General features: G+C 64.6%; 25 protein-coding genes. 19 read left to right on the top strand and 6 right to left on the bottom strand.

Annotated features, from left to right (window positions below; translation table 11 throughout):
* Positions 1-67: 67 nt before the first annotated feature.
* The 11 genes from B208_RS0117940 (at position 68) to B208_RS0117885 (ending at position 13,177) form a co-directional block, all read left to right on the top strand.
* The gene (locus B208_RS0117940; RefSeq protein WP_007981081.1) at positions 68-1,402 is read left to right on the top strand and encodes an ABC transporter substrate-binding protein; all 1,335 of its coding nucleotides are present in this window, start codon (positions 68-70) and stop codon (positions 1,400-1,402) included.
* A gap of 37 nt (positions 1,403-1,439) precedes the next feature.
* Entirely contained in the window at positions 1,440-2,345 is a 906-nt protein-coding gene (locus B208_RS0117935) for a carbohydrate ABC transporter permease (RefSeq protein WP_007981080.1), read from the top strand.
* Between the two features lie 3 nt (positions 2,346-2,348).
* The gene (locus B208_RS0117930) at positions 2,349-3,248 is read left to right on the top strand and encodes a carbohydrate ABC transporter permease (RefSeq protein ID WP_007981079.1); all 900 of its coding nucleotides are present in this window, start codon (positions 2,349-2,351) and stop codon (positions 3,246-3,248) included.
* A gap of 90 nt (positions 3,249-3,338) precedes the next feature.
* Positions 3,339-4,430, top strand: a complete 1,092-nt coding sequence (locus B208_RS0117925; protein WP_232423868.1) for an ABC transporter ATP-binding protein — start codon at positions 3,339-3,341, stop codon at positions 4,428-4,430.
* 36 nt (positions 4,431-4,466) lie between these two features.
* Entirely contained in the window at positions 4,467-5,612 is a 1,146-nt protein-coding gene (locus B208_RS0117920; RefSeq protein WP_007981077.1) for an ABC transporter ATP-binding protein, read from the top strand.
* A 15-nt stretch (positions 5,613-5,627) separates the two neighbouring features.
* A complete protein-coding gene (locus B208_RS0117915; RefSeq protein WP_007981076.1) occupies positions 5,628-6,962 on the top strand; it encodes a hypothetical protein in 1,335 nt (444 codons plus the stop codon).
* A gap of 22 nt (positions 6,963-6,984) precedes the next feature.
* Positions 6,985-8,316, top strand: coding sequence for a glycerate kinase type-2 family protein (locus B208_RS0117910; RefSeq protein WP_018129031.1), 1,332 nt, complete (start codon positions 6,985-6,987; stop codon positions 8,314-8,316).
* A 143-nt stretch (positions 8,317-8,459) separates the two neighbouring features.
* Positions 8,460-9,635 (top strand): AGE family epimerase/isomerase, encoded by a 1,176-nt coding sequence (locus B208_RS0117905; protein WP_007981074.1) that lies wholly within the window; start codon positions 8,460-8,462, stop codon positions 9,633-9,635.
* A 101-nt stretch (positions 9,636-9,736) separates the two neighbouring features.
* Positions 9,737-9,967, top strand: a complete 231-nt coding sequence (locus tag B208_RS0117900; RefSeq protein ID WP_018129030.1) for a hypothetical protein — start codon at positions 9,737-9,739, stop codon at positions 9,965-9,967.
* Between the two features lie 52 nt (positions 9,968-10,019).
* A complete protein-coding gene (locus B208_RS0117895; RefSeq protein ID WP_007981072.1) occupies positions 10,020-10,478 on the top strand; it encodes a hypothetical protein in 459 nt (152 codons plus the stop codon).
* A 254-nt stretch (positions 10,479-10,732) separates the two neighbouring features.
* Positions 10,733-13,177, top strand: coding sequence for a HAMP domain-containing methyl-accepting chemotaxis protein (locus B208_RS0117885; protein WP_007981069.1), 2,445 nt, complete (start codon positions 10,733-10,735; stop codon positions 13,175-13,177).
* A 152-nt stretch (positions 13,178-13,329) separates the two neighbouring features.
* Here the strand turns inward: B208_RS0117885 and B208_RS0117880 are convergent, their stop codons facing one another.
* Positions 13,330-13,890 (bottom strand): metal-dependent hydrolase, encoded by a 561-nt coding sequence (locus B208_RS0117880; protein WP_007981067.1) that lies wholly within the window; start codon positions 13,888-13,890, stop codon positions 13,330-13,332.
* A gap of 108 nt (positions 13,891-13,998) precedes the next feature.
* Here B208_RS0117880 and B208_RS0117875 point away from each other — a divergent pair, with 108 nt between their 5' ends.
* From B208_RS0117875 to B208_RS0117865, 3 genes are read left to right on the top strand one after another with little or no spacing between them, the layout of a single operon-like run.
* Positions 13,999-14,274, top strand: coding sequence for a hypothetical protein (locus tag B208_RS0117875; protein WP_026177929.1), 276 nt, complete (start codon positions 13,999-14,001; stop codon positions 14,272-14,274).
* 2 nt (positions 14,275-14,276) lie between these two features.
* Entirely contained in the window at positions 14,277-15,383 is a 1,107-nt protein-coding gene (locus B208_RS0117870) for a DUF4350 domain-containing protein (protein ID WP_007981064.1), read from the top strand.
* Between the two features lie 58 nt (positions 15,384-15,441).
* Positions 15,442-16,422, top strand: a complete 981-nt coding sequence (locus B208_RS0117865; RefSeq protein ID WP_007981062.1) for an AAA family ATPase — start codon at positions 15,442-15,444, stop codon at positions 16,420-16,422.
* A gap of 314 nt (positions 16,423-16,736) precedes the next feature.
* Here B208_RS0117865 and B208_RS0117855 read toward each other — a convergent pair whose 3' ends face one another.
* Together B208_RS0117855 and B208_RS23070 are read right to left on the bottom strand one after the other, a co-directional pair.
* Positions 16,737-17,402, bottom strand: a complete 666-nt coding sequence (locus B208_RS0117855; RefSeq protein ID WP_007981059.1) for an ABC transporter ATP-binding protein — start codon at positions 17,400-17,402, stop codon at positions 16,737-16,739.
* Positions 17,403-17,470: 68 nt separating this feature from the next.
* Positions 17,471-20,647, bottom strand: a complete 3,177-nt coding sequence (locus tag B208_RS23070; protein ID WP_232423857.1) for an ABC transporter permease — start codon at positions 20,645-20,647, stop codon at positions 17,471-17,473.
* A gap of 276 nt (positions 20,648-20,923) precedes the next feature.
* On the opposite strand from B208_RS23070, the gene B208_RS0117845 reads away from it, so the two are divergent.
* From B208_RS0117845 to B208_RS24490, 5 genes are all read left to right on the top strand, one after another.
* Positions 20,924-21,487 carry a type 1 glutamine amidotransferase domain-containing protein gene (locus B208_RS0117845; protein WP_007981054.1) on the top strand — a complete coding sequence of 188 codons (564 nt, stop codon included), beginning with the start codon at positions 20,924-20,926 and terminating at the stop codon, positions 21,485-21,487.
* A 132-nt stretch (positions 21,488-21,619) separates the two neighbouring features.
* Positions 21,620-22,111, top strand: coding sequence for a YciE/YciF ferroxidase family protein (locus B208_RS0117840; RefSeq protein WP_007981052.1), 492 nt, complete (start codon positions 21,620-21,622; stop codon positions 22,109-22,111).
* 97 nt (positions 22,112-22,208) lie between these two features.
* On the top strand, positions 22,209-22,496 hold the full coding sequence (locus B208_RS0117835) for a hypothetical protein (protein ID WP_007981051.1): 288 nt from the start codon (positions 22,209-22,211) through the stop codon (positions 22,494-22,496).
* Between the two features lie 81 nt (positions 22,497-22,577).
* On the top strand, positions 22,578-23,081 hold the full coding sequence (locus B208_RS0117830) for a DUF2243 domain-containing protein (RefSeq protein WP_007981050.1): 504 nt from the start codon (positions 22,578-22,580) through the stop codon (positions 23,079-23,081).
* 12 nt (positions 23,082-23,093) lie between these two features.
* Positions 23,094-23,255 carry a hypothetical protein gene (locus B208_RS24490; protein ID WP_007981049.1) on the top strand — a complete coding sequence of 54 codons (162 nt, stop codon included), beginning with the start codon at positions 23,094-23,096 and terminating at the stop codon, positions 23,253-23,255.
* A gap of 21 nt (positions 23,256-23,276) precedes the next feature.
* Here B208_RS24490 and B208_RS0117820 read toward each other — a convergent pair whose 3' ends face one another.
* The 3 genes from B208_RS0117820 to B208_RS0117810 form a co-directional block, all read right to left on the bottom strand.
* Complete coding sequence (locus tag B208_RS0117820; protein WP_007981048.1) at positions 23,277-24,530, bottom strand: sulfite oxidase; 1,254 nt, start codon at positions 24,528-24,530, stop codon at positions 23,277-23,279.
* 101 nt (positions 24,531-24,631) lie between these two features.
* Positions 24,632-25,978, bottom strand: a complete 1,347-nt coding sequence (locus B208_RS0117815; protein ID WP_007981047.1) for a TIGR00341 family protein — start codon at positions 25,976-25,978, stop codon at positions 24,632-24,634.
* Positions 25,979-26,065: 87 nt separating this feature from the next.
* Positions 26,066-26,422, bottom strand: a complete 357-nt coding sequence (locus B208_RS0117810) for a hypothetical protein (protein ID WP_007981046.1) — start codon at positions 26,420-26,422, stop codon at positions 26,066-26,068.
* Between the last annotated feature and the right edge of the window lie 24 nt (positions 26,423-26,446).

The following is a 26,446-nucleotide window of genomic DNA, read 5'->3' as shown; positions in this document are numbered from 1 at the left end:
TGTATCAAACTCATGAGCAAGATTTATATATGTCTTATTCTTCATGGTTGAGTAGGACAGAGCTCCTATGACAGGCGACCACAAACACGGGGAAAAAACGCGGCGTACGGTGCTGAAATCACTCGGCGGAGCGGCTGGCGTAACTGCTCTCGCGGGTTGTCTCGGCAGTCTCGGCGGCAGTGGTGGCGACGGTGGCTCGAAGGACGTCACCTTCTGGACGAGCAACGTGGAAAACGACCGACAGAAGGTCATCAAGGACGTGCTCAAATCCTTCGAATCGGACCACGAAGCGGCGGTCACGATGAACGCGGTCAAGGAGGACGACCTGCCGACCCGGATTTCGTCGGCGCGCGCCTCCGACACGCTTCCGACCGTCGCGGAATTCGGCCTCTCGCCGATGCAAAAACTCGGTAGCGGTGGTCTCCTCTCGACGAAAGCTGCGGACGACGTTATCGATTCCATCGGCAAGGACAAGTTCTACAAGGGCGCGCTCGACCTCACGAAAGCGCCCGACGGCGGCCACTATTCGATTCCGATGTACGGCTGGGTCGAGGGAATGTGGTTCCGAAAGAGCGTCTTGGAGGACAACGACCTGAAACAGCCGACGTCGTGGGACACCATGCTGAAGGCGGCGAAAGCGCTCCACAAACCGGACGACAATCAGTACGGTATCGTCGTCGGCACGAAGAAGACGGCGTTCGCCCGCCAGTGTTTCACGCCCTTCGCCCGCTCGAACGGCGCACGCGTGTTCGACAAGGAGGGCAACATCGTCTTCGACAGCAAGGAGATGATAGAGGCGCTCGACTTCTACGGTAAACTCTCGAAGTACACGCCGCCGGGCAAGGACACCTGGAAGACGGCGAACAACACGTACCTCAACGAGCAGTGTCACATCATCCAGTATTCGACGTTCATCATGGGCGACATCGTGGATAAAGGCGAGAAGATGGTGAAGGACACCGGATTCGCCCCGTACGTCGAACACGAGCGCAAGAGTTCGTTCGGTCAAATCGTCGGTCTCAATCTCTTCGAGTCGGCCTCGGACGGCCAACTCGAATCCGGAAAGGAACTGACCGAATACATGATGGACGAGAAGTACGTCGAGTGGCTCCACATGGCCCCCGGCGGAATGAACCCCGTCCTCAAGAAAACCGCGAGCAGTGACGAGTTCAAGGACAACGAGACGCTGAAGGCGTGGGGTTCGACCGTCGAGGACGTGTCGGCCGCCTTCGAGAACATCGAACGATTCGGCTACGTCGACGGCAAGGCGTTCCCGGAACTCGGCAACATCACGAACAAGTTCCTCATCGCGGACGCCATCTCGCGCGTCACCGACGGCGAGAGCGCCGATACGGTCGCGAAAGAACAGGCGAAGAAGATGCGCGACGCCATCTCGGAATAATCGGTCGCTCGAAATCGACCATGACCCCATTTCACTCATGAGTTTAGCAAATCGTACGAAGCTGTCGCTGGACGGCGATTACACCGTCGAGCAGAAGGAGGCCATCCTCGGCTACCTGCTCATCGCACCGGCGCTCCTGCTGGTCGCCGCGGTCATCGTGTATCCCGTCCTGTACAACGTGTACCTGAGCTTTACCAACGTCCCCCTGTCGCCCGACGCGTCCCCCACGTGGGTCGGTCTCGAACACTACCGAACCCTCCTTTCGAGCGGCGAGTTCTGGGCAGCGCTCAAGACGACGGTCATCTTCACGCTGTTCAGCGACGTGCTCGCCACCGCCGGTGGACTCGGCGTCGCCATCCTGTTTAACCGGAAGTTCCGCGGCCGTCGCCTCGTCCGCGGCCTCATGCTGTTGCCGTACGTCGCCCCGCTCATCGCGGTGGCCTACGTCTGGCAGTGGCTTCTCGACCCGCTGTACGGGATGGTTCCGTACTTCCTCAGCAACGTCCTCGGCATCTACTCGGGGAACATCGACCTGCTCAACAACGGGAAGACGGCGCTCTGGACGGTCATCGCCTTCGACGCGTGGCGCTACTTCCCGTTCGCGTTCCTGATGATCATCGCCCGACTGCAGGCGATTCCGAGCGACATGTACGAGGCGGCGAAAATCGACGGTGCGGGACGCATCGCCCGGTTCAAGGACATCACGCTGGCCGAGTTGAAGTACGTCCTCGCAACCGTCTTCCTGCTCCGCTGGATTTGGAACTTCAACAAGTTCGCCGACATCTGGCTGCTGACGAAGAAGGTCAACACGCTGTCGCTGTACGCCTACCAGACCGCGTTCGCCAACTACAACCACGGACAGGCGGCGTCCATCGCGATGGTGTTGTTCGTCGCGCTCATGCTGTTCGTGCTCATGTACGTCAGCTGGATTCTGGAGTGGTAACACATGATACAGACAATACTCGCTACGGTGTCCGAGGGATTCGGTAACGCCTTCGGGCGAAGTCGCATCGAAACCAGCCTGTGGGAACGGGTCGTGTTCTACGGGGCGATAGCGCTCACGCTGTTCGTCTCGCTCCTCCCGTTCTACTGGATGGTCGTCACGAGCTTCATGCCGGAGAGCGCGATTTACTCGCTCCCGCCGTCGTTCGTGCCACAAGACCTGACGCTGAAACACTACCAGAGCGTCTTCAGCCCGGAGACGTTCCCGTTCGTCACCTACTTCAAAAACAGCCTCATCATCTCGGTGATAACCGCGGGGATGTCCGTCGTCGTCGCCACGTTCGGCGCGTACAGTTTCGCCCGCCTCGACTATCCGGGACGGGGGCTGTTTTCGCGCGGCGTCCTGCTCGTGTACATGTTCTCGGGCATCCTGCTGGTCGTGCCGCTGTTCAAAATCATCGTCTGGCTGGGACTCGTGGACAACCTCGGCAGTCTGGTCATCACCTACCTCGTCCAGACGCTGCCGGTGTCGCTGTACATGCTCGGGAACTACTTCCGGAGCGTCCCGCCGGAAATCGAGGAGGCGGCGATGATGGACGGCTACTCGCGGCTGGAAGTCATCTTCCGCATCACGCTCCCGCTTTCGGCACCCGCCATCGTGGCCGTGTTCATCTACACGTACATGATAGCGTGGAACGAGTACCTCTTCGCCAGTATCTTCCTCCGAAGCCAATCGACGTTCACGCTCCCCATCGGTCTGGACGCGCTCTCGTCCGGCTTCCACCAGGTGTGGGGACAGATAATGGCCGCATCGCTGCTGACGAGCATTCCCATCGTCATCATGTTCGTGTATCTTGAAAAATACATGGTCGAGGGCCTCACCTTCGGCTCGGTGGAGGGCTAATCCGTGTCCTCCGAAACGACCGAAATCGACGACGAATCGCCGACCGCCGCCGAAACGGACCGTTCGGCGGTCGAGACCAAGCGGGCCGGTATCTCGCTCTCGAACATCGAAAAGTCGTACGGCGACGTGCTCGCGGTCGAGGACCTCTCGCTCGACGTCGAACCGGGCGAGTTCCTCGTCCTGCTCGGCCCGTCCGGGTGTGGGAAATCGACCACGCTCCGGATGATAGCCGGTCTCGAAACCCCGACCGACGGCCGCATCGACATCGGCGACGAGGAGGTGACGAGGACCCTCCCGCAGGAGCGCGGCCTCTCGATGGTGTTCCAGAGCTACGCGCTCTACCCGCACAAAACCGTCCGCGGCAACCTCGAATTCCCGCTCGGGAAGATGGACGTCTCGGACGAGGAGCGCGACGCGAAAGTCGAGCACACGGCGGAACTGCTCGAAATCGAGGACCTCCTCGATAAGAAACCCGGCCAACTGTCGGGCGGCCAGCGACAGCGCGTCGCGGTGGGCCGCACCATCATCCGGGAGCCACGGGCGTTCCTGATGGACGAACCGCTGTCGAATCTGGACGCGCAACTCCGGGTTCGGACGCGCTTCGAGATTCGTGAACTCCAGCAGGAACTGGGGACGACCACGGTCTATGTCACCCACGACCAGGAGGAGGCGATGAGCGTCGCCGACCGTATCGCCGTGATGAACGACGGCGAACTCCAGCAGGTCGGGACGCCCGAGGAAATTTACAAGACGCCGACCAACGAGTTCGTCGCCGGATTCATCGGCAACCCCCCGATGTGTTTCTTCGATGTCTCCGTCGGGGAGGGCGTCGAACTCCTGCCGAACGGGGAGTCGGTTCGACTCGATACGACGCTCCCCGCGGACACCGAAACCCTCGGCGTTCGGCCGGAGGACGTCCACCTGCTCCGAACTCCAGCGGCGGACGTGGCGAACGTCTCCCGACCCGACCTGGACGACCTGACGAACGCGATGACCTGTGCGGTGCGGGTCATCGAACCGCTCGGCAACGCCTACGAACTCGAACTCGCGCGTGGGGAGTACACCTTCACCGCCCGCGTCCGGGCGCTTCCCGAGGGGGTTTCCCCGGGGGCGGACGTCGAGGTGGCGTTCGACCGCACGGAACTCCACGCGTTCGACGCGACGGGGGAGGCGATTCGATGAACCGAACCGCGGACTGCGACCACGGAGGTGAAACCCATGGCGACGCTTGAACTGACCGACCTCACGAAGATATACGACGACGCACAGGGCCGCGAAGTCGCGGTCGATTCGCTCGATATCGACATCGACGACGGCGAGTTTCTGGTTCTCGTCGGGCCGTCCGGGTGCGGGAAATCGACAACGCTCCGGATGCTCGCCGGTCTCGAAACGGTGACCGACGGAACCATCACCATCGGCGACCGCGAGGTCCAACACCTCGCGCCGAGCGAGCGCTCCATCGCGATGGTGTTCCAGAGCTACGCGCTCTACACCAAGATGACCGCCCGCGAGAACATGGCCTACGGGCTGAAACACTCGACCGACTTGAGCGCGGACGAACGAAATCGCAAGGTCGAGGACATCGCGGAACTGCTCGACATCACCGAACTGTTGGACGACAAACCCGACGAGATGAGCGGCGGGCAGAAACAGCGCGTCGCGCTCGGCCGCGCCATCGTCCGCGACCCGGACGTGTTCCTGCTCGACGAACCGCTCTCGAATCTGGACGCCAAACTTCGGGCGCGGATGCGGACGGAACTCCAACAGCTCCAGACCGACCTCGGCGTCACGGCGGTCTACGTCACCCACGACCAGACGGAGGCGATGACGATGGCCGACCGTATCGCCGTGATGAACGACGGCGAACTCCAACAGGTCGCGCCGCCGGAAGTCGCCTACGACCACCCGGAAAACGAGTTCGTCGCCACATTCCTCGGCAGTCCCTCGATGAACACCTTCGAGGCGACGGTCCGCGAGGACGGCGACGAACTGGCGTTCCGCCACGGCGGAACGACGCTCGCCGCGGTTCCGTCCGGCGCGGTTTCCCTCGCGGACGGCGAGTCGGTCACGCTCGGCCTCCGACCCGAGGACGTTCGACTCGCCGACGACCCGGCCGACGGGACGTTCGCCGCGACCGTGACCGTCTCCGAGTACCAAGGGAACGACAACTTCGTTCACCTCTCTATCGCGGACCGAGACCTCATGGCCCGCGTCCCGTCCGACACGTATCCGAACCCGGGCGAGACGCTCGGTGTGACCGTCTCCCCGCGGGACGTGTTCCTCTTCGACGCGGACACCGGCGGCGCTCTCAAGACGCGTGGATTCCCCGACGAACAGACACAGCGACCATCCATCTCCAACTAATCCCTCCACCGACAAATGCCAAACCATACGACGGAAAACGCGATTCACGATTCGCCGACGACCGACCTCGACGACCCGACGTTCCACCTCGACGTCTTGGACGACCTAGTGTACCCGGCCGACTGCGACGGGTCGGTGCCGCTGGCGAGCGACCCGGACGACCGCTATCCCTACGCCTATCCGCGGGACATCGCCTGCATCACGAAAGCGTGGCTCGGCGCTGTCGAGGCTGATATCCGCCCCGACCAGTGCAAACGGCACATCCTCGACGCCGCTCGGTTCTTCCTCGACGCACAGGAAGAGGGCGGGCAGTGGCGACAGCGCTACGCGCTCGACGGCACCGACCGCGGAATTTACCGACAGGAGGACAACGTTGGACACGGCTTGCGAGTTCTCGCGCACGCCGTGTTCGCCCTCGATGCGACCGACGCGCTGGCGACGGTCGATGCCTCGTTCCGGGAGAGGGTCATCGACGCGGCCGACAGGGCCGTCGCGCACGTCCGCGACGACCTCTTCGACCCGAACGCCCACCTCGTGGAGAGCACGACGAGCATCCACGAGGGCCGCATCGAGTCCGGCTACACCCTCTGGGTCAACTGCGTGTTCGTGTCCGCCCTCCGCGACATCGAACGGGCGCTTTCCCTCCTCCCCGAGGAGTCCGCGGCCGTCGAGGACGACATCCACCGCTTCCGCTCGCACCTCGAAGGCGGCGTGAAACGCGCGTTCACGAGTCCGGCACAGGTACCGCGACGCTACTCGCCGGAGGGCGACCTCGACACTCGTCCGGACGTGACGCTGTTCGCTCCCTTCTACTTCGACCTCGAAGACCTGTTCGACGACGCGCTTCACGAGGCCGCGAACCGAAGCGCGACCGCGCTTGAAGACCCCGAAATCGGCGGTATCCAGCGATTCATGGGCTTCTACCGCGACTTCGACGTCCACCAGCACGGCGGAAACGGACCGTGGTTGCAGTACACCGCGTGGCACGCTCAGTATCGGTTCGCCAACGGCGACCTCGACCGCGGAAACGACGTACTGGCGACGATTGCGCGCTACGCGAACGAGGAGGGTCACATCCCCGAACACCTCACGACCAGACGGCGGTTCGAGGCGTTCATGGAGAACGAGTGGGACACGGGACTCGACTACGAGAAGGAGTTCGACGAGGACGTCTTGCGCGACGTGTCGTTCGACTTCATCGCCGAGGAACTGGGCCACATGCGGGAGGCCTATCGCGATTTGGAAGTCCAGACGAATGACCGCGACGTGGTTCGGTTCGCCATGCCGCTCGCGTGGTGCCACGCGGAGTATCTGACCGCACTCTTGACACGGGACGCGGCCGAAGCGTGACCATGAACGGAGCGGACCACCGATGACCCACGACCGAACCGACCGACCGTCACCACAAACCGTCGCGCTCGACTGCCTGCACGCAGGTATCGACGCCGCACGTCCGCGGCACGTCGTCCGTCGAACGCTCTCCCGAGACGGGACGACGCTCACCGTCGCCGACGAGACGTTCGACCTCGACGACTTCTCGCGCGTCGTCGTCCTCGGCGGGGGGAACGCCGCCGGGGAGATGGCGGCCAGCCTCGAAGCCGTCCTCGGCGAGCGCCTGACCGACGGCATCGTGGTGACGGACTCGCCCGCCGAGACGACCCGAATCGACGTTCGTCCCGGCGACCATCCGCTTCCGAGCGAACGCAACCGGGACGCGACCGGTGATATCCTCGCCGCCGCCCGCGACGCCGACGCGGAGACGCTCGTGCTCGCGCCGATTTCGGGCGGCGGCAGCGCGCTCCTCTCTTCGCCCGCGGAGGGCATTTCGCTCGACTCGTTTCGGACGGTCACGGACGGCCTGCTCCGCTCCGGTGCCGACATCCACGACATCAACACCGTCCGCCGCGCGCTGTCGAGCGTGAAGGACGGCGGTCTCGCCCGTGCCGCCGCTCCCGCCCGCGTCGTGGGACTGGTCGTCAGCGACGTCATCGGCGACGACCCGTCGGTCGTCGCCAGCGGGCCGACGTATCCGAGTCGGGCGACGCCCGCGGACGCGAAGCGGGTCCTCGAAGAGAACCTCGATAGCGTTCCCGCGGACATCGAAACGGCGCTGCGCGAGCGGGAATCGACCCCAACCGGGAACGACGACCCCGACGCGTTCGCGCACGTGACCAACCGCGTCATCGCGGACAACTGGACGGCGCTCGACGCGGCGGCCGACCGGGCGCGGGACCTGGGCTACTCCCCGCTCGTCCTCTCGTCCCGCGTCGGCGGCGAGGCGGCCGAGGTCGGCAGAACTCACGCCGCAATCGGCGTCGAGTGTGCCGCGACGGGGAATCCGCTCGCCCCGCCCGCCGTCCTCCTCTCGGGCGGCGAAACGACCGTCACCGTCGATGGCGACGGGACCGGCGGGCCGAATCAGGAGTTCTCCCTCGCCGCGACGCGCGAACTCGACCGTCCCGGCATCGTCGTCGCCAGTATCGACACCGACGGCTTGGACGGGAGCACGGACGCCGCGGGTGCAATCGCGGACCACGAGACGATTCCGCCCGAGGCCCGCGACGACGCACGCGCCGCGTTGCGAAACCACGACGTGTATCCGTTCCTCGCCGCTCACGACGCGCTCGTCGAAACCGGCGAGACGGGAACCAACGTCAACGACTTGCGCGCCGTCGTCGTGTCCCGAGATCGACGGACGAAATGAGGCGCGGAATCGAGTGATCCGACCGCGATACTCACGGAGACGAAGACACCCCTCCCGAACGGAGATTCCCCCTTTCGAACGGGAACCTCCCCTTTCAGACTATAACCGACGAAACCCAACCACACCCAACGAAACCCACGAGCATGACCCTGAACTATCACGACCCACGACAGCTTCGCCGCGAGATACTCCGCGTTCTGAACTTCTACTACCCCGACTGCATCGACACCCGCTACGGCGGGTACGTCGCCCAGCTCGACGAACGGGACGGCTTCGTCTACGACGGCCGGACGAAACACCTCGTGGCGACCGCACGAGCGGTCCACAACTTCAGCGTGGGCGCGCTCCTCGACGGTCCCGCCTGGTGCCGGACGGCCGCCGAGCACGGTCTGTCCTTCCTCTCGAACCACCAGTGGGACGCCGAGAATCGCGGCTACGACTGGATACTCCGCGGCCGGGAAACCGCCGACGACACGCGCTACTGTTACGGTCACGCGTTCGTCGTCCTCGCCAGCGCCCGCGCGCTCGAAGCCGGAATCCCGGGCGCGGAAGAGGAACTCCGACGCGCCGTCGAAACCATCGACCGACGCTTTTGGGAACCGGACCACGGACTGTACGCCGACCGCGCCGACGGCGCGTGGGACGACCTCGCCCCGTATCGCGGGCTGAACGCGAACATGCACACCTGCGAGGCCATGCTCGTCGCCCACGACGTGACCGGGGACGCGCGCTATCTCGACCGCGCCTACTCCATCGCCGAGCGTCTCGTTCGGGACCTCGCGGCCGAGACGGACGGCCGCCTCTGGGAACACTACGACTCGGACTGGACGCACGACATGGGTTACAACGAGGACCAACCGGACCACCAGTTCCGCCCGTGGGGCTACCAACCCGGTCACCATCTGGAGTGGTCGAAGCTCCTGTCGCAACTCGCCGACGTCCGCGACGAGGCGTGGCTTCGAACGTCCGCCCGCGAACTGTTCGACCACGCGACCGAGATGGGCTGGGACGACGACCACGGCGGCTTCTACTACACCGTCGATGTGGACGGGTCCCCCGTCGTCGCGGACAAGTACGGCTGGGCGATAACCGAGGGTATCGGCGCGGCGGCGCTCCTCGGCCGGGACAACGAGGCGTATCTCTCGTGGTACGACCGCCTCTGGGAGTACGCCGAGACGAATTTCGTCAACACGAAACACGGGAACTGGTTCGAGCGCCTGTCCCGGACGAACGAGCGCGACGACCCTAACCGCGGCACCGCCGTCGAACCGGGTTATCACCCCATCAGCAACGCGTTCGCCGCGATGGACGCGTTCTGACCCGCTTTCTTTTCGAATCCGGGATGACGGTTCGCGGAGGTCCGCGACGACACCCCGAATCCGCGAGTGGATTTATGCGTCTCGGCGACTAGTAGATGTGTATGCGTTCCATTCGCCTCACACGTGCATTGAGTCGCGCCCGTCACGCCGCCATCGGTGCCGCCATCGGCGGCGCAATCGGCGGGTTCATCAGTCGAAACGCGGCGAGCACCGGCGGCGCCATCGGCGCGTTCGTCGGCGCGATGGTCGGAGAGACGCGGGTGACCGCTCGCTCGCGCATCGATCGAGTCAGGGAACGGGGGCAAAAACGCGTCGAACGGCCGAAACCCTGACCGCGCGTCCACCGACCCAAACGATTTCTATCGGACACCCCAACCGTCCACCATGGACGACGAAGACGGGAGTTCGCTGTCGCCCGAGGAGTTCGTCGAGTACTGCGAGACGCAGGCGGGCCTCCTCTCGGGGCGCGTCGAAACGATGGCGTCCGAAGCCGACGAACTGTTGGACGACATCGACGCGGAAATAGCGGAGATACGAACGCGTCTCGACGACAGCGGCACGGAGGGAGACGACATCGACGCCGCGGCGGTCGCGGAACTGGAGACGGACCTCGACGAAACGCGGGCGGTCGTCGAGGCCAAGCGAGCGCGGATGGTCGCCTTTCGGGAGCTGGCCGACGGGTACGTCTCCCTCGCCGAGGACCTCCGGTCGGATGTCGACGACGGCCGGGAGGCGATGAAGCGCGTCGTTCGGTTCGAAGCCGACGCCGACGCGCCGGTCTACTTCGACGACCGGAAGACGGTGTACGAGGCCGCCACGGAGGGGAACTCGGACGCGGAATAGCGTCCACGGAGCGCATGGCTCGTCCGACGGAACGCGGTCGAACGGTCGTGTCGAACGCTCGTCGGAAACCTCGAATTCGGTTCGGTATCGCGCCGTCGCCGGTCGAACGGCTCTCGGACGCGGCCGTCGCCGGACGTCCCGTTTTGCCGCTTTCGTTCCACCACTTGTCTTCGACGAATATATAAAATGTAAGACGTGTGCACGAAGCGATATTTTATGTGGCGGGGGTGGTTGCTGACAAACGAGAATTTCCAATGACCGATAGATCACACTCCCGTCTGTCTATACTGGATAAACTGACGATCGACGGCTTCGACCTCAGACCGAAGCTGATATTCGCATTCGTTCTGGTCGCCGGACTGGTCGCCGTGACGGGGGCCGTGGGGTACGAAGCCGTGGCCTCGGTCGATACCGAGTCCCACAAAATCGCCGAGGACGGACGAGAGATGGACGCTGCCGCCGAAGTGATAATCGCCATCGAGCAACAGAAAGGGGCGATTCAGGCCGCGCAACTCGGGGAATCGGGGGCGAAAGCGGACTTCGAAGATGCGAGCGAGCGGTTCGACGAGCAGATACGAACCTTGGAATCCGCGCACTTGAGCGCGAAGGAAGCGAACCGCCTTTCCGCGATTCGCTCCCAGCACGAGGAGTACGACGAACTCGGAAGCCAGTTCTTCGACGCGCGAACGGCCGGTGAGACGAACCGTGCGACGCGGGTGGCGGGGGAGATGACCCCGCTGGGAACCGAGATGGAATCGGAGGCGCATTCCATCAAACAGTCCGTTCGAACGCAGATGGGGGAGCAGGTGGCCGCCGCCGACAGCGCCACGCGGACGAGCCAGCTGGAAATCGTCGGATTGACCGGCCTGTCGTTCCTCGCGGCCATCGCTATCGGTCTCTTCGTCGCCCGTCGTATCACGTCGCCGGTCGAACGGCTCTCGGACGCGGCCGTCGCCGCGAGCGAAGGCGACCTCGACACCGACCTCGACGACCACCCCGAGGACGACGAACTGGGTCGAATGGTCGATGCCTTCAACGACATGCAGGAGAACTTGCGCGGAGTCTTCGCCGACCTCGACGGGGTTAGCCGCAATCTCAAGACCGGACGGCTGGAGCAGGATATCACGACCGACTACCCCGGCACTTACGGCGAAATCATGCGAAATATCGACGAGGGAAGCGACCAGCTCTCGCGGAGTTTTCGGGAGATTCGGAGCGCGAGCGACGACCTCCGTAACGGCCGACTCGACCGCTCCGTCGAGACGGACCGACCGGGCCAGTACGGTGCCGTCTTGGATACCCTCGACGACGGGATGGCCCAACTGTCGGCGAGTTTCGACCAGATCTCGACCGCGAGCGAGGGGCTGAGAGACGGCCGACTGGAGCAGGCCATCGACGCGGACCGACCGGGACAGTACGGTACCGTCTTGGACGACCTCGCGGACGGCACCGACCAACTGTCGGCGAGTTTCGACCAGATTTCGGCCGCGAGCGAGGGGCTGAAAGAGGGGCGACTCGACCAACGGGTCGAGACTGACTTCCCGGGCGACTACGGCGACGTGACGGCCGCCCTCGAAGCGGGCATCGAGCAACTCGGCGACAGCATCGAAACCGTCCAGCGAATCGCGGACGAGGTAGCGGGGTCCAGCGAAGACGTGGCGTGCAGCACGGAGGAGATAGAGCAGGCCAGCGAGGAAGTCGCCGAATCCGTCGAGGAAATCTCGTACGGCGCGGAAACCCAGAGCGAGAGCTTCGATGAGGTCCTCTCCGAGATGAACGACGTCTCCGCGACCGTCGAAGAAATCGCCTCGGCCGCGGACGAAGTGGCTGCGACGGCCGCCACCGCCGTCGAACGAAGCGAAACGGGACAGGAGTACGCCGCCGAGGCGACCGACGAGATTCACGCCATCGAAGCGCGGGCGGACGAGGCGGTCACGCAAGTCGCAACGCTGGAGGACGAGATGGCCGAAATCGGCGATATCGTCGATATGATCGCCAACATCGCCGAGCAGACGAACCTGTTGGCGTTGAACGCGAACATCGAGGCCGCCCGCGCGGGTGAGGCGGGCGACGGGTTCGCCGTCGTTGCGAACGAGATCAAGGACTTGGCGGAGGAGACCGCGCGTGCGACGGACGACATCGAGTCCAGTATCGCCGATATTCAGGCGCTAACGACCGAGACGGCCGACGGGATGGGGGCGATGAGCGCCCGCGTGGAAAACGGCTCGGAGACCATCGAGGACGCCATCGAGATGTTCGACGAAATCGCGGACGCCAGTCGGCAAGCGGAGGGCGGCATCAGGGAGATCAGCGACGCCACCGGCGAGCAGGCCACCTCCGCCGAGGAGGTCGTTTCGATGATCGACGAGGCGGCCAGCGTGAGCCACCAGACCGCGGCGGAGGCGAGCACCGTCTCGGCGGCGACCGAGGAACAGACCGCTTCGTTGTCGGAGGTGTCCGGGAACGTCCAGCATCTCTCCGACCTCGCCGAGTCGCTGCACGAGCAGGTTTCGAACTTCGACGTTCGGGACGGGGCGACGGCGGCGGCCGGGTCCCCCGCCAGGAGCGGGACCGCCACGGAAACCAGAGCGGACGGCGGGTCCACGGCGGGAACCATCGCCGGTTCGCCGTTCGACCGCTCCGCCGACTCGTCGTTCGACTTCCTCACCGATTCGCCGTCTGGAACTCGGGACGACTGAGAGAGTAGTGGTCCGGTGCTGGTGATGACCGCGGCAGTCGCGGTGGTGATGGCCGCGAGCGGACGGCGCGCGTCAGCGACGACGACCCGTTCGCCATCGTCGGGGACGTTGCATCGTCGTCCGCGCCAAGCCGACTTTCTCTATCGTCTCTGCTATCGTTCGCCGACGCGCTCCCGACTCGTCGTCGGCCACAGGTGACGAACCTCGTCGAATCCCGGTGCGCCGTCGAGGATCCAGACGACCAGCGCGACTCCCGCGAGCGCGAACTGGAGGAGGACGAACGGTGTCGGTTCGAACTCCGCAAAGTGGGCGAGGAAGCTCTTCGGCGTCGAGTATGCCGGTTGCGAGAGGACGGGCCACAGCAGGAAACTCGTATCCCCGAAGTTTCCGTTCATGACCGGCTTCACTGTATCCATGGCGAGGTGGCTCAGGTAGCCGATGGCGAACGCACCCAGCGGCAGGCGTTTATCGTATCGTCGCGCGCCGACCCAGAGGGCGGCGAGCAGGAGTCCGGCGGTGAAGACCGAGTGGGTCAGCGAGCGACCGGTCGGGAGCAAGGCGAACGTCCACGCGAGCGGTTTGTCTATCAGGTCGGGAAACTGCGTGCCGACGGCGACGGTCACCGCGCCGAGCGCCGACGGCGGTCGGTTCCGGTATCGACACCACAGCGAGTAGCAGAGGTAGCCGACAGCGAGGTGTCCCCAGGGCCACATACACTCTCATTTCTCGGACACGATGGTAGGTATTTCGGCTCCGAGAACAACCCACCGGGTACCGAAGACCGATACTTTGGTAAGTCCGGTCCCTGTGGTTAATTGTAGATGTCGACTCAACGTCGCCAACGATTTATCCACGGTCAACTCGCGTGGATGCTCGCCTCCCTCCTCGTACTGGCGGCGTTGGGGTCCCTCTCGCTGGAACTGTTCTTCGTCCTCTCGCTCATCGGACTGCTCGTCATCGTCGAACTCACCGCACCGTTCAACGTGACGCCGCGGTGGCGACGACGGCTGAAGTGGTTCATCGCGCTCGGGCTGGTCGTCTTCGGTATCATCGTCGTCCGACGAATCCTCGCGATTCTCCCGCCGGGGGTGTTCTGAGCGTGAAACGGCCGACCGACTACCCGACGCCGACGCTCGTCCTCGGGGCGCTCGTCCTCCTCGTCGTGGTCGGACTCGTCGTCGCCTCGTCCACGTCGAGCGCCTCGTTCGGCGCGTACAACGGCGCGTGGGACGGAACGAGCAAGCTCCGCGGCATCGCAACGGATCGCGGAGCGGAGCCGCTGGTCGCCCACGACACCGCCGCCTACTCGCGCGTCTCGCCCAACGAAACCGTCGCGGTTATCCTCTCGCCGGAGGGGAACTACTCGGCCACGGACCAGTCGCGTCTCCGCCGGTTCGTTCGACAGGGCGGAACGCTCCTCGTGGCGGGCGATTACGGTCCGGAAACGAATCGACTGCTCTCGGCCCTCGGGACGGAGGCGCGCCTCGACGGCCGTCCCATCCGTGACGACCGACGACGGTACCGCTCGCCCGTGATGCCGGTCGCCGGAAACGTTTCGAATCACTCGCTCGTGGCGAACGTGTCGTCGCTCACGCTCAACTACGGCACGGCGGTCGTGCCGAACAACGCGACCGTGCTCGTCAGCACGTCCGAGTTCGCCTATCTCGACGCGAACCGCAATCGGCAACTGGACGACAACGAGGCGATTTCGTCGCTGCCGGTCGCCACCGTCGAACGCTTCGGCGACGGACGGGTCCTCGTCGTCGGCGACTCCAGCGCCATGATAAACTCGATGCTCGACCGACCGGGCAACCGAGAGTTCGTCCGCGCGGTCATCGCCGACAACCGCACCGTCCTGCTCGATTACTCGCACACGTCGCGCCTCCCGCCGCTCGCGCTCGCCGTCTTGGTGCTTCGAGAGTCCCCGCTCTTGCAACTCCTCGTCGGCGGCGGTTGTCTCGCGCTCGTGTTCGCGTGGGCACAGCGGCCGGAACCCGTCCGTCGGCTCTGGTCGTCCGCCCGGTCCCGACTGGACGAGCGAACGTCTCGCTTGACGGGCGAGCGAGCGACGGAGCGGTCGCCGGTCGAACCGCCCAAGATGTCCGAAGCCGCGATGATAGCGTATCTGCGCGACCGGCACCCCGACTGGGACTCGGAGCGCATTCGACGCGTCGTCGCCACGCACCGCGACGAGCGCTCGAACTGACGATTCCGTTCGGCGAATCCATTGATTTATCCCCTCCCGTTCGAAAGACTCGGAAACGATGGACCCCGAGGCAGTCTACTCCGTCCTGGCCGAGGAAATGAAGACCGTTCTCATCGGTAACGACGACGTTGTGGAAGGAATCACCGTCTCGCTTCTCACTCGTGGGCACATCCTTCTCGAAGGCGTCCCCGGCGTGGCGAAGACGACGATTGCGAACGCATTCGCGCACACGACCGGTCTCGATTTTACCCGCGTGCAGATGACGCCCGACTTGCTGCCCGCCGACATCACCGGCACCCACGTCTACCGGGAGGGGACCGGGGAGTTCCAACTCCAGCGCGGGCCGATATTCACGAACCTGCTCGTCGCCGACGAGATCAACCGCGCCACGCCGAAAACACAGAGCGCACTGCTCGAAGGCATGCAGGAACGGACCGTCACCATCGAAGGCGACACCCTGTCGCTGCCGTCGCCGTTCATGGTCATCGCCACCCAGAACCCCATCGAGATGGACGGGACGTACGAACTGCCCGAAGCGCAACGCGACCGATTCCAGTGCAAACTCACCGTGGACCTCCCCTCCGATGAGGACGAGTTGCGACTCATCGACCGGTTCGACGAGACGCCGGACCTCGGGCCGACCGACCTCTCGCGGGTCGTGACCGTCGATGACATCCTCGACGCGCGCGAGCGGGTGCGAACCGTGCACGTCGCCGAGTCGGTCAAATCCTACATCCAATCGCTCGTGAGCGCGTCCCGGACGCATTCGGACCTCACGCACGGCGGGTCGCCGCGCGCGACGCTCGCACTGCTCCACACCGCGAAGGCCCGCGCCGCGATTCACGGCCGCGACTACGTGATTCCCGACGACGTGAAGGCGCTGGCGGTTCCCGTGATGCGCCATCGCCTCGTCTTGAGCACCGAGGCGGAGTTGAGCGACCGCTCGCCGGTCGATGTCGTCGAGGACCTCCTGGACACCGTGACGCCGCCGAACGGCGTGACGGACGAGGTTCCCGTCGAGGGGAACGCTGACGACTGACTCGACGACCGACGCCGACTATCACCTCGTCGAGCGACCGACGACGGTACCGCTCCCCGAACTACTTAGTTCTCCGACACGGTTGTTCGAGTACACCCGTGTCGCTCACGAAATCCCCGTCGAGAACGACCGTCCATAGCTTCGTCGCAACGGTGTTGACCATCTCGGTATCGTTTTGGTTCATGACCCCGACCCGCGGCGTTTCCAGAATCGTGACCGTCGCTCTCGCCGCCGTCACCGGGTCGCTCTCGTTTCTGTTCGTCACGTGGCTTCGAAGCCGGTAGCGGCTCGAACGACCCGCGTCTCCCGCTTTCTCACGTCGGGTCCGCTCGAATCCGCCCGTCCTCCAATCGAACCACGGTGTCGAACCGCGGCGTCAACTGCATGTCGTGGCTGATGACGACGAGCGCCGTGTCCGCCGTCTCCTGCAGTCGGAACAGTAAATCGAGCACCTGCTCGGTCGTGTCGGGGTCGAGTTGGCCGGTCGGTTCGTCCGCGAGCACGATGGCAGGGCGGTTCGCCAGCGCGCGGGCGATGGCGACGCGTTGCTTCTCGCCGCCCGAGAGCGTCGCCGGATACTGGTCCGCGCGGTCGGCGATTTCGAGCCGCTCGAACAGCGTTTCGAGCCACTCCTCGTCCCGCTCGCCCGTGTGGTCCTGCGGGAGGGCGGCGTTCTCCCACGCGGTTAAATCTCCGATGAGTTGGAAGTCCTGAAAGATGAAGCCGAGCGTCTCCCGGCGCAGTTTCGCGCGTTTTCGTTCGGAGAGCGAAGCGGTGTCCTCGCCTCGAATCGTGACCGTCCCGTCCGTCGGTGTGTCGAGCAATCCGAGCACGTTGAACAGCGTCGTCTTTCCCGCGCCGCTCGGTCCCTGCACGAGGAGCTGTGCGTCCGTCGGTATGGAGAGCGAGGCGTCCTCGATGACGTCGCGTCCCCCTCGAACGACGCGGACGGCGTTCGCTTCCAGTACGGTTTCGGTCATTCTCCCCCATCTACAATCGTTTTCGTCTAGTCTTTTCCGGTTCGATGAAGTCGCATCCTCATCGATGGTCACTCCGGTCGCGTCTCGTGACGGTCGAATGACGATTCCGATTCGCGGCCGAAGGGCGATTCCGTTTCACGGTCAAAGGACGATTCCGTTTCACTGTCGAAAGCCGTTTCCGTCTCGCGGTCGGCGGCCGCCCCGCTCGTCGTTCCACGCTGAACCGCGGTCGGCGTGGCGAGGAGGTAGGGCAGCGCCGCGATGAGGACGCTCAGCCCCATCAACACGAGCGCACTCCCCACCGCGAGGGCGAGTATCGGGAGCGGGATGGCGGTCGAGAGCCGGATGCCGAAGACGGTGAACAACCCGGTGACGGCGAGGAGCCGTACCGTCAACAGTGCGGCCACGAGCGCGGCGGCGATGGCCGGAATCGAGAGGCGACAGGCGTCGGCGAGGAGGATGCGAACTAGTCTCCCTCGCGTCGCGCCGGTCGCGCGGTACACCCCGACGGCGCGCCGTCGCGCGTGGACGGCTTGGGCGAACGTCGCCGTCGTTCCGCCGACCGCAGTTAGTCCGGCGAGGACGACCATCACCAACAACAGGAGGTTGAAGTTGCCGAACACGCCGCGAACGGCTTGCCCGAGTCCGCTTCCGCTGGCGTACTCCGTGTTCCGGGCGAGCGTGGAGAACGTCCGGTCGTCGCCGTGGACGGTGAACGAGTCCGCCGCAATCGTCCGTCCGCCGGACACCAGCCGAACCGAATACTCCCCCGGCGTCAGTCGGTCGTTCGAGTCACTCGACCCGGAACCACCGGCAGCGCCGCCGAGTTCCGACGTCGTGACCGCGGATTCGTACGGATCGAGGGAGACGGTTTTCTCCTTCGTTCCCGTCGGTGTGACGAGCGAGAGCGTCCGCGTTATCGGTTTGCTCCACGGGTTGAACACGACGAGTTTCGTCGTCGGACGGGAGACGGCACTCACCTCGTCCGGCGAAACGCGAACGGCTCCGATCGGTTCGCGCGTCGCCCCCGACGCGATGTGCAGGCGTGACGTGTTCGTTCGGTTCCCCTTGCGGACGGTCAGGTCGTAGTTACCCTCCTCTCCCGGCAGGCGAACGACCGCGATTCCGTCCTCGTTCGTCCGCGCGGTTTGCTCTCCCACGCGAACCGTCGCACCGGAGACGTTCCCGCCGTTTATCGTCCGAACAGGGACTGCCATCGTCTCGTTTGGCGGTGCCTGTGACGGCAACGTGGGCACGGACAGCGGCGGCTCGCTGTACACACCGACCGACTGCGTGTACCCTCCGACGCGGAGCGTCCGATTCCCGAGCGACGATGCCGATACGTTCATCGTCACGGTCCGTCGTTCACCGCCCCCGAGCGTGATCGTGCGCGAGTTCGAGGCGGACCCCAACGTCACCGTCAGCCGCCGTGTCTTTTCCGTCGAACGAGCGTTCCGCATCGAAATCCGTACCGGAATCTTCGTTCCACGAACTGCCGTATCCGGTGCCGAAACGCTGCTGACGACGATATCCGGTGTGTTCGATTGCGACCGTGACAGGCGCGCGTCGCCCCCAGCCGTGCGAATGAAGTGGACGGTACCGGGGTCGGTCGAGAGGTCGTGTGCGGTCGCGAGCGGAACCACGAGTTGGTCGTCCCCGATTCCCTCGGCCGCGTACACGCCGGTAATCGTGACCTGCGTGAACGCGGGGGAGGACGCGCCGCCGAGCGTGAGGCTGTCGCCGACGCCGACGTTCAGCGTCCGCGCGAGGTCGCGGCCGATAACGGCGTCGTACTTGTCCCGCGGTGCGCGTCCGTCTATGAGCGTCGCGTTCGACACCCCCGCGAACGAACTCCAGTTCGCCCCTCTGGCCAGATACGGCTGTCCGTCCCGGAGTTGGACGACGATGATTTCCGGGCTGGCCGTGACACCCTGTTGGCGGAGCAAGTCGGCGTATCCGGCGTCGATTCGGCTCGCCATCGGGTACGGCGCGCCGGGTTCGGTCACCGTCCCGCCCGACGTCGTGGCGAGGGGAGCGAGGACGCCGACCAACGACCCGACGAGGAGCACGATGAGGACGAAGATGGTCAGTATCGTCGCCGCCGGGACGACCGCACGCCACTGGAGCACGGTCGTATCCACGACCGACGGCACCCGCCCGTCGACCTTCGACCATCGCGTTTCGCTCGTCCCCCCGCGCTGGCTGTATAATTGCTGGAGATGGGACGGGGGGGTCTTCGTCGCCGGTCGGACGGCGAGCACGCCCGCGGCGACACCGGCGAACAGCAGGCAGGCGAATCCGGGGAGGAGAACACGGAGCACGGCCGGTGTGACCGACGGCGACAGCGAAATCCGAAGCCCGGCGGCCACCGCGGCGTTGACGACACCCCTCGTGACGATGATGCCGAGCGCGTAGCCGAGGGCGATGCCGACTCCGGTGAGCAGTCCGGCGCGAACGCCGAAGATGGCGAGCAGGCTCCGCGGCGTCCCGCCGGTGGCGCGGATGACCTCGATGGCGTCCAACCGGTCGCGGACGCTCATCCGGGTGACGTTGTACACGACGACGAGAACGAGGACGCCGCCGCCGACGGTCGCCAGTCCCAACAGGTCCACCACGCCCCCCATTCCCGCGATGAAATACTGGTACAGGCCGGGCGTGACGACGCCCGCGATTCCGCCTCCCGCCCCGCCGCCGCTCTTCGGCGTCGTATCCACGACGTACGCGCCGGTCGCGCCGAGCGACCGGACCGTGGCGGGGTCGCCGACGTACCACGACGACGGGAAGACGGACTTGTCCGCCGACGCCGGTGCGACGGAGACCGTTTTCGTCTGTCCGCTCCCGACCAACCGCTGTCGAGTTCGGTTCTCGACCGGCCCGGCGAGCGTCGCGTTCGACGGCGCGTGCGGAAACCGGGCTTCCCGCCACGAGACGGAGATATCCTGAAGAACGGTCGGCGCGTCGTCCGGGACGCCGACGACGTACCCGCTCGTCCCGTTTTGCTCGACCGCTGCGACCGGAAGCACGATGTCGTCTCCCCCGGCGGCGGCGTTCGCCTCGTCCACCGTGTCGTAGTGGGTGACGGCCATCGAATCGCTGAATCCCGACGAAATCGACGACGTTTGCGTGTTCGCCGCGACCAACAACACCGTCGTTCCCACGAGGAACGCCACCGCTACCGCGATGATGACGATGGTCAATCTGTCACGACGTGACCACTGCGTGCAAAGCCCCCGCTGATACCCCATTCAACCCCTCGTTTTCCGTCCACTCGGGAACCTCAATAGTATAGGCCGCTTACGCGGTGGAAACGAGTCCGTACCCCTGTCGGGAGATCGCTGGCGCTCGTGAGTGTTCTCAGTCCGATGAGCCTCTCGCGTTCGCCGTTCCCGACTCCGTGAACCGGACGGTAACGTAGATATTCCGGTTCGTGTCCCTCTCTATTTGCCGTCCCAACCGGTTGGGACGGTTGCCGTACGCCGTCGTCTTTAGGGATACCGATGCGCTATGCTCGACGGAGAACGATGGCAGACACACTCACCGACACGAACGTGGCGATTTTCATCGCACAGGCCGGAACCGAGGAGGTCGAATTCACCGAGCCACAGCAGGCGGTTGCCGATGCGGGCGCGACCGTGGATGTCGTCGGTGCCGAAACCGGCGAGGTTCGGACCGTCAACAACGACCTCGACGAGGGCGGCACCTACGAGGTCGAACGAACGTTTTCGGAAGTTTCCACCGCCGACTACGACGCCCTGTTGATTCCGGGCGGTGCCGTCGGGGCGGACCGACTCCGTGCGGACAGCGACGCGGTACAGTTGATTCGGAACGTTTTCGACGCGGGCAAGCCCATCGGCGTCATCTGCCACGGTCCGTGGACGCTGGTCGAGGCCGATGTCGTCGAGGGCCGGACGCTGACCTCCTACCCGAGTTTACGGACGGACATCCGAAACGCGGGCGGGGAATGGGTGGACGAGGAAGTCGGCGTGGACGAGGGACTGGTCACCAGTCGCAACCCCGACGACTTGCCCGCCTTCTGTGACAAAGTTGTCGGGGAGTTCGAGGAAGGGCGACACGAGCGGAACTGAACGCCGACCTGCTTCTTTCCCGCGCGATTTCGACCCGTCTCGTCCGGTTCGGTGCCCCCGTTTTAGAGTGCCTGCGCATGTAGCCTCGATTCTCATTGTGGTGGGTCGACACGACCTAGTCGGAGATTTACTATGACAACAGACTCGACCGAACAACTGCTCGTAGACGGCCTGAAAGAACTGTACTACACCGAACAACAGCTCGTCGACGCGCTGGAGACGCTCGCCGACCAGACAGACGACGAGGACGCCCGCGAGGCGTTCTCGGAGCACCGCGAGGAGACGCAGGAGCACGTAAACCGCCTCGAAGAAGTGTTCTCGCAACTCGGCGAGGAACCGCAAGAGAAGTCCGAGAAAGTCGTGGACGCGCTCATCGAGGAGCACGAGGAGTTCGCCTCGGAGAACGACGGCGAGATACTCGACCGCTACAACATCGCCGCCGGGCAGAAGACCGAACACTACGAAATCGCCGCCTACGGTAACGTCACGTCGCTGGCCCAGAAACTCGGCCACGATGAGGCGTCGGACATGCTGGCGGAGACGCTCCGCGAAGAGCAGTCAGCCCTCGACGAACTCTCGCAGGCGGGCGAACAGTTCGACCAGCAGGCGACCGCCGATGACTAAGCATGCCACCGTTCCTCGTTTTTTGCCGCTCGTTGGAAACGTCCGCTAGAAACCGAGCTATCGGTCCCGCTAATTCACAGTCGAGAGGTGTCCACGAATGACGCTCGTTCAAACGCTTGGCGACGTGGAATTGGGTGAACGAATTCGGATGACGGTCGATGGCGACTCGACCATCGAGGGGGAGGCGACGCCCGTCGACTACGACCCGGAGGAACGACTGCGGGTCGAAATCGACGGCGAGGAGGATTCACGCGTTCGACGCGACGTTCGCGCCGACCGGAAGAACGGCGACTGGACGACCCCGAAGGTACGACGATATACTCCTAACCAAGGCGATTGGGCGGTGCGTGGGGTAGTCACAGACGTTCGAATCGAGGAACGATGACCCCCCGTCGAAACCCGTTTTAAATCGCCTGCGAGTTGAGCCCCGTCGTCTAAGCCCGTCGCGCCTGTCCATCGAACATCCATGAGTCATCAACGAGACGCGTTCGGCGGCGTGACGCGGCGAGCACTCCTCGCTGCCGGTATCTTCGGATTCGGATTCAGCGGCCTGATAGATGTACTGGTGCTCCACCTCGTGTTGCAGTGGCACCACCTCGTCTCCGGCCTGTATCCGCAAACCACGATGGCAGGACTGCGAACGAACATGCTCGCCGACGGGTTGTTCTCCATCACCATGGTCGTCATCATGGGAATCGGCGGCGGACTCCTCTGGCGGGCCGAACGACGCGCGGCGAGTCCGTTACCCGTTCGCCCGATAGCCGGTTCCGCCGTCGTCGGCCTGGGCGCGTTCGACCTCTACGACGTTCTGGTCGACCACGTGCTTCTGGGACTCCACCAACCCCTCTCGCGGGGCGGTCGCTACAATCCCCACTGGATGGTCGTCAGCCTCCTCATCATCGGGGCCGGTCTCTACGTCTACCGAACGGGGTCGAGCGAGGGACGGGAAACTCCCTCCGAAAACGTCTGAGCACCGATTACGATGACGCTCTCCCCTTTCATCCCGCTCCACCCGGGTTCTCCCCCGACGCCGGTCCCTCACTGGGTCGTGCTGATAGCCGCGGTTCTCGTCCTGTGGGTCGTCATCGCCGGAGGGGTGGTGGTGATAGACCGATTGTTCGACCGACTCCCGTGGACGACGTGACAATCCGAACGATTCGGCCGTCTACTCCTCGACCGAAACGGAGACGCCGAGCGGGCGGTAGGCGTTGTTTCCGTACCCCTTCTCGTTCCACGGGTATTTTCCGTCCGTAATCCCGCGAAGACCCTCGTCGGGGTCCGAGACGGTCGCCGGTTGTGTGCGTCCCTCTTCGTTGGTCGCCCGAGAGAGCAGCGCGTGCTCTCCCGCCGTCGCGTCCCACACGTACCGGAACTTTCGGACGGCGTGGCGTCCGAGGTCCGGTCCGACGAACTCGGCGTCGTTCCACGTCTCGCCGCCGTCGACCGACACCTCGACGCGCTCGACCGCATCGTCACCGGACCACGCGACGCCCGTGATTTCGACCCGCCCGTCGGTCGACGGCGTGGCGTCGCCCGTCGGCGACGTGATGAGCGACTTGACGAGTTGGTCGAAGCAGTAGGCGTTTCGAATCTCGTCGGTCTTCCGCATCTGTTCGTACGTGCTGAACGTCTCCACCGACTCGTAGCGCTCCGGTTCGTCGTCCTGGGCCGGAACGATTCGATACGAGGACTGCTGGTACTCCGTGTAGTCGCGTCCGCCCTTCGACTCCCACTCGTCTCCCGACACCATCGTTTCCATGACGTGCATCCGGTCGACCCATTTGACGCTGTTGTTCCCGAACCACCCCGGGACGAGGAGGCGAAGCGGATAGCCGTGCTCCGGCGTCATCGGTTCGCCGTTCATCTCGTATGCAAGCAGGCAATCGTCCAGCACCTTTCCCATCGGAATCGACCGACAGAACACGTCCTCGTCCTCTTTCGCTTCCCCGCCCATCACGGACAGCCATAGTCCGTCGTCGGTGGCGGCCTCGTGCGCTTCGAGGACGGCACGAACCGGCGTCCCGGTCCACACCGCGCTCCCGACCGCGCCGACAGTCCACTGGTCCCCCTCCGCGTCGGGGTCGAAGTACGCCCGTCCGTTCCCCGAACACTCCATCATGTGCACGACCGATTCGGTCGGGTAGTCGTGTTTTATCTCCGCCACCGAGAGTTCGACCTCATTCTCGACCATGCCGGTCAGCGAAACCGCCCACTCCTCGGCGTCGATTTTCGGCGTCCGGTGGTGAGTTCGGATGTAATGCTCCTCGCGCGGCGTCAGGTAGTTTTCGAGGTGTTCCCGGGAGGCGGTCTGTGCGTTCTCCGGCGATTCCGTTAGCACCTTCAACCCCGGATAGCGCTCGTCCAACGGCGCGTCCGGTCGGTCCGCCGGGTCGCGTTCGCGGTGGTCTTTCGGTTGCATTTGGGTTCGTCCTTCGACGAGGGGCCACTCCTTCGCTGTGCCTGCTGGTGAAAGGTACTTTGTGATACCGGCGAGAGGACTTCGCACCGCGACCGAACTATTCACGCTCCGTGCGGGCTCGAAACCCTGGGGTGCGGGAACGAACGATACGTGTTCGAGGTGTTCCTCGCGTTCGCCGTTCCCGACTCGGTGAATTCGACGGTAACGTGGACGTTCCGGTTCGCGTCTCGCTCGATTTGCCGCTCCAACAGGGTGGGGAGGTCGCTGTACGCCGTGTTGGAACTACGACTGACGACCACCGTCACGTTCGCGGGCGTCGACCGCCACCCCATTCCGCCGTACGCCGTTTGCACCCCCGACAGGGAGAGGTTCGAGTACGCGGGTCGGTCGAGCGTCGTTTCCACGTTCCGGTTCGTCGTCCGACTGAACGCGACGTTTGTCCCGGTCAGAACCCCCGTCCCGACCGTCGCGAGCAGGAGGATGGCGAGCGTCCCGTACACCGCCGTTCGTCGCCCGGACGGAATCGACTCGCGGAACGACCCATCCTCCTCCGCCCATCTCGGCGCGTACCCCATCCCGAGGAGCGTGACCAGCGCGCCGATGTTGATGGCGAGGATGTTGACGAGCAGGAGGAGAAACGCGCCGACGGCGAGCAGCGGCGTCGCCCACGCGATTGCGAGTCCCGTCGCCGCCGCCGCCGGGATTATCGCAGCCGCTATCATGACGCCGATGATGGTCGTGGACTGTTCCGTCGTGTAGCCGAACGCGCCCACGATACCGGCGATGATGGCACCGAGCGTGGACAGGGCGGTCGGCGCGAGTCGGACGCCGACGAGTTCGACGTGCAGTATCGACAACCCCGGCGGGACGACCCCCGTCCACCGAACGACCCATCCGAACAGCGCCGCGGCGAGTATCGCGACGCCGAGGCCGAGCCCTTGTTCTCTCACGCTGTCGACGAACAACTCCCAGTCGCCCAAGAGAACGCCGGCCGGTGCCGCGAGGGCGGAACTCACCTGCGGCGCGATGATCATCGACCCGATGATGAGCGCCGGTTGGTCCAGCAGCAACCCCGCGGCGGCCGCGATGACGGAGAGGAGCGTCCCGAGGTAGTAGAGTTGATACGGCCACTGCATCTCCCGGATTTTGGCGTGCAGTTCGGCTTTCGAGAGTTTCTGAACGGACCCGCTGTACCGCTGTCGGAGTTCGGTGAAGTTCGGCGTCTCGACCAACTCCGCCTTCGTCGAGACGGTATCGACCTCCGCGTCGAGTCCCGAGTCTCGAAACTCGTCGAGAATCGGTTCGACCATCGCGGTCGGAAGCGGAAAGAAAAAGAGCGCGCTCCCCGCGTCCTCGCTCACGACCGTGTAATCGACATCGTACTCGTCGAGAATCGACGCGACGGCCTCCCGTTCGTCGTCAGGCGTGTGGACGTGGAACTCTCGCATTAGTTGGTAGAATCGCTTGACTTTGCTGTATCTTCCGGCCGGTTTGTCCCGCGGACTCACGCCCGCGGTTCACTGCTGTCCCAAAATTCACGTTCCCTCGGGGTTCGCATCCTGCACCTCGACGATTTTGGCCTGTGAAACGAACGTTTCGCCCCCGCCCGTTCGGACCTGAATCGTCCGGCCCGGCAGGTCGGGGTCGTCACCCTCGGCGGGTTCGTCCGGCACGGAAATCGCAACCACGTCGTCGAGGGCGACGGTTCGTCGTTGAATCGGGTCTCCCTCGTACTCGACGGTTTCCCACGTTTCGATGTCGAACTCGTTCATGTTCTTGCCGAAGTACTCCTCCGCGTCCTTGTCGACCGAATCCTCGGTCTGAGACTCCCCGGCCGTCCGATTGGCGTCCGCAACCTGCTCGTGTTGATACTGGTGGATGTGCGCGAACATCGTCGTGGCTACATCGTCGATGTC

Source organism: Haladaptatus paucihalophilus DX253 (genome assembly GCF_000376445.1).
GTDB lineage: Archaea > Halobacteriota > Halobacteria > Halobacteriales > Haladaptataceae > Haladaptatus > Haladaptatus paucihalophilus.
This window is presented reverse-complemented; position numbering and strand designations above follow the sequence as displayed.

Excerpts from the sequence above, each read along its gene's own strand:
- B208_RS0117900 (WP_018129030.1), top strand. The coding sequence starts at position 9,737 with ATGCGTTCCATTCGCCTCACACGTGCATTGAGTCGCGCCCGTCACGCC.
- B208_RS24490 (WP_007981049.1), top strand. The coding sequence starts at position 23,094 with ATGACGCTCTCCCCTTTCATCCCGCTCCACCCGGGTTCTCCCCCGACG.
- B208_RS0117815 (WP_007981047.1), bottom strand. The coding sequence starts at position 25,978 with ATGCGAGAGTTCCACGTCCACACGCCTGACGACGAACGGGAGGCCGTC.
- B208_RS0117880 (WP_007981067.1), bottom strand. The coding sequence starts at position 13,890 with ATGTGGCCCTGGGGACACCTCGCTGTCGGCTACCTCTGCTACTCGCTG.
- B208_RS0117835 (WP_007981051.1), top strand. The coding sequence starts at position 22,209 with ATGACGCTCGTTCAAACGCTTGGCGACGTGGAATTGGGTGAACGAATT.
- B208_RS0117885 (WP_007981069.1), top strand. The coding sequence starts at position 10,733 with ATGACCGATAGATCACACTCCCGTCTGTCTATACTGGATAAACTGACG.
- B208_RS0117875 (WP_026177929.1), top strand. The coding sequence starts at position 13,999 with ATGTCGACTCAACGTCGCCAACGATTTATCCACGGTCAACTCGCGTGG.
- B208_RS0117845 (WP_007981054.1), top strand. The coding sequence starts at position 20,924 with ATGGCAGACACACTCACCGACACGAACGTGGCGATTTTCATCGCACAG.
- B208_RS0117840 (WP_007981052.1), top strand. The coding sequence starts at position 21,620 with ATGACAACAGACTCGACCGAACAACTGCTCGTAGACGGCCTGAAAGAA.
- B208_RS0117820 (WP_007981048.1), bottom strand. The coding sequence starts at position 24,530 with ATGCAACCGAAAGACCACCGCGAACGCGACCCGGCGGACCGACCGGAC.
- B208_RS0117905 (WP_007981074.1), top strand. The coding sequence starts at position 8,460 with ATGACCCTGAACTATCACGACCCACGACAGCTTCGCCGCGAGATACTC.
- B208_RS0117895 (WP_007981072.1), top strand. The coding sequence starts at position 10,020 with ATGGACGACGAAGACGGGAGTTCGCTGTCGCCCGAGGAGTTCGTCGAG.
- B208_RS0117920 (WP_007981077.1), top strand. The coding sequence starts at position 4,467 with ATGGCGACGCTTGAACTGACCGACCTCACGAAGATATACGACGACGCA.
- B208_RS0117910 (WP_018129031.1), top strand. The coding sequence starts at position 6,985 with ATGACCCACGACCGAACCGACCGACCGTCACCACAAACCGTCGCGCTC.
- B208_RS0117930 (WP_007981079.1), top strand. The coding sequence starts at position 2,349 with ATGATACAGACAATACTCGCTACGGTGTCCGAGGGATTCGGTAACGCC.
- B208_RS0117940 (WP_007981081.1), top strand. The coding sequence starts at position 68 with ATGACAGGCGACCACAAACACGGGGAAAAAACGCGGCGTACGGTGCTG.
- B208_RS0117830 (WP_007981050.1), top strand. The coding sequence starts at position 22,578 with ATGAGTCATCAACGAGACGCGTTCGGCGGCGTGACGCGGCGAGCACTC.
- B208_RS23070 (WP_232423857.1), bottom strand. The coding sequence starts at position 20,647 with ATGGGGTATCAGCGGGGGCTTTGCACGCAGTGGTCACGTCGTGACAGA.
- B208_RS0117915 (WP_007981076.1), top strand. The coding sequence starts at position 5,628 with ATGCCAAACCATACGACGGAAAACGCGATTCACGATTCGCCGACGACC.
- B208_RS0117855 (WP_007981059.1), bottom strand. The coding sequence starts at position 17,402 with ATGACCGAAACCGTACTGGAAGCGAACGCCGTCCGCGTCGTTCGAGGG.
- B208_RS0117865 (WP_007981062.1), top strand. The coding sequence starts at position 15,442 with ATGGACCCCGAGGCAGTCTACTCCGTCCTGGCCGAGGAAATGAAGACC.
- B208_RS0117810 (WP_007981046.1), bottom strand. The coding sequence starts at position 26,422 with ATGTTCGCGCACATCCACCAGTATCAACACGAGCAGGTTGCGGACGCC.
- B208_RS0117935 (WP_007981080.1), top strand. The coding sequence starts at position 1,440 with ATGAGTTTAGCAAATCGTACGAAGCTGTCGCTGGACGGCGATTACACC.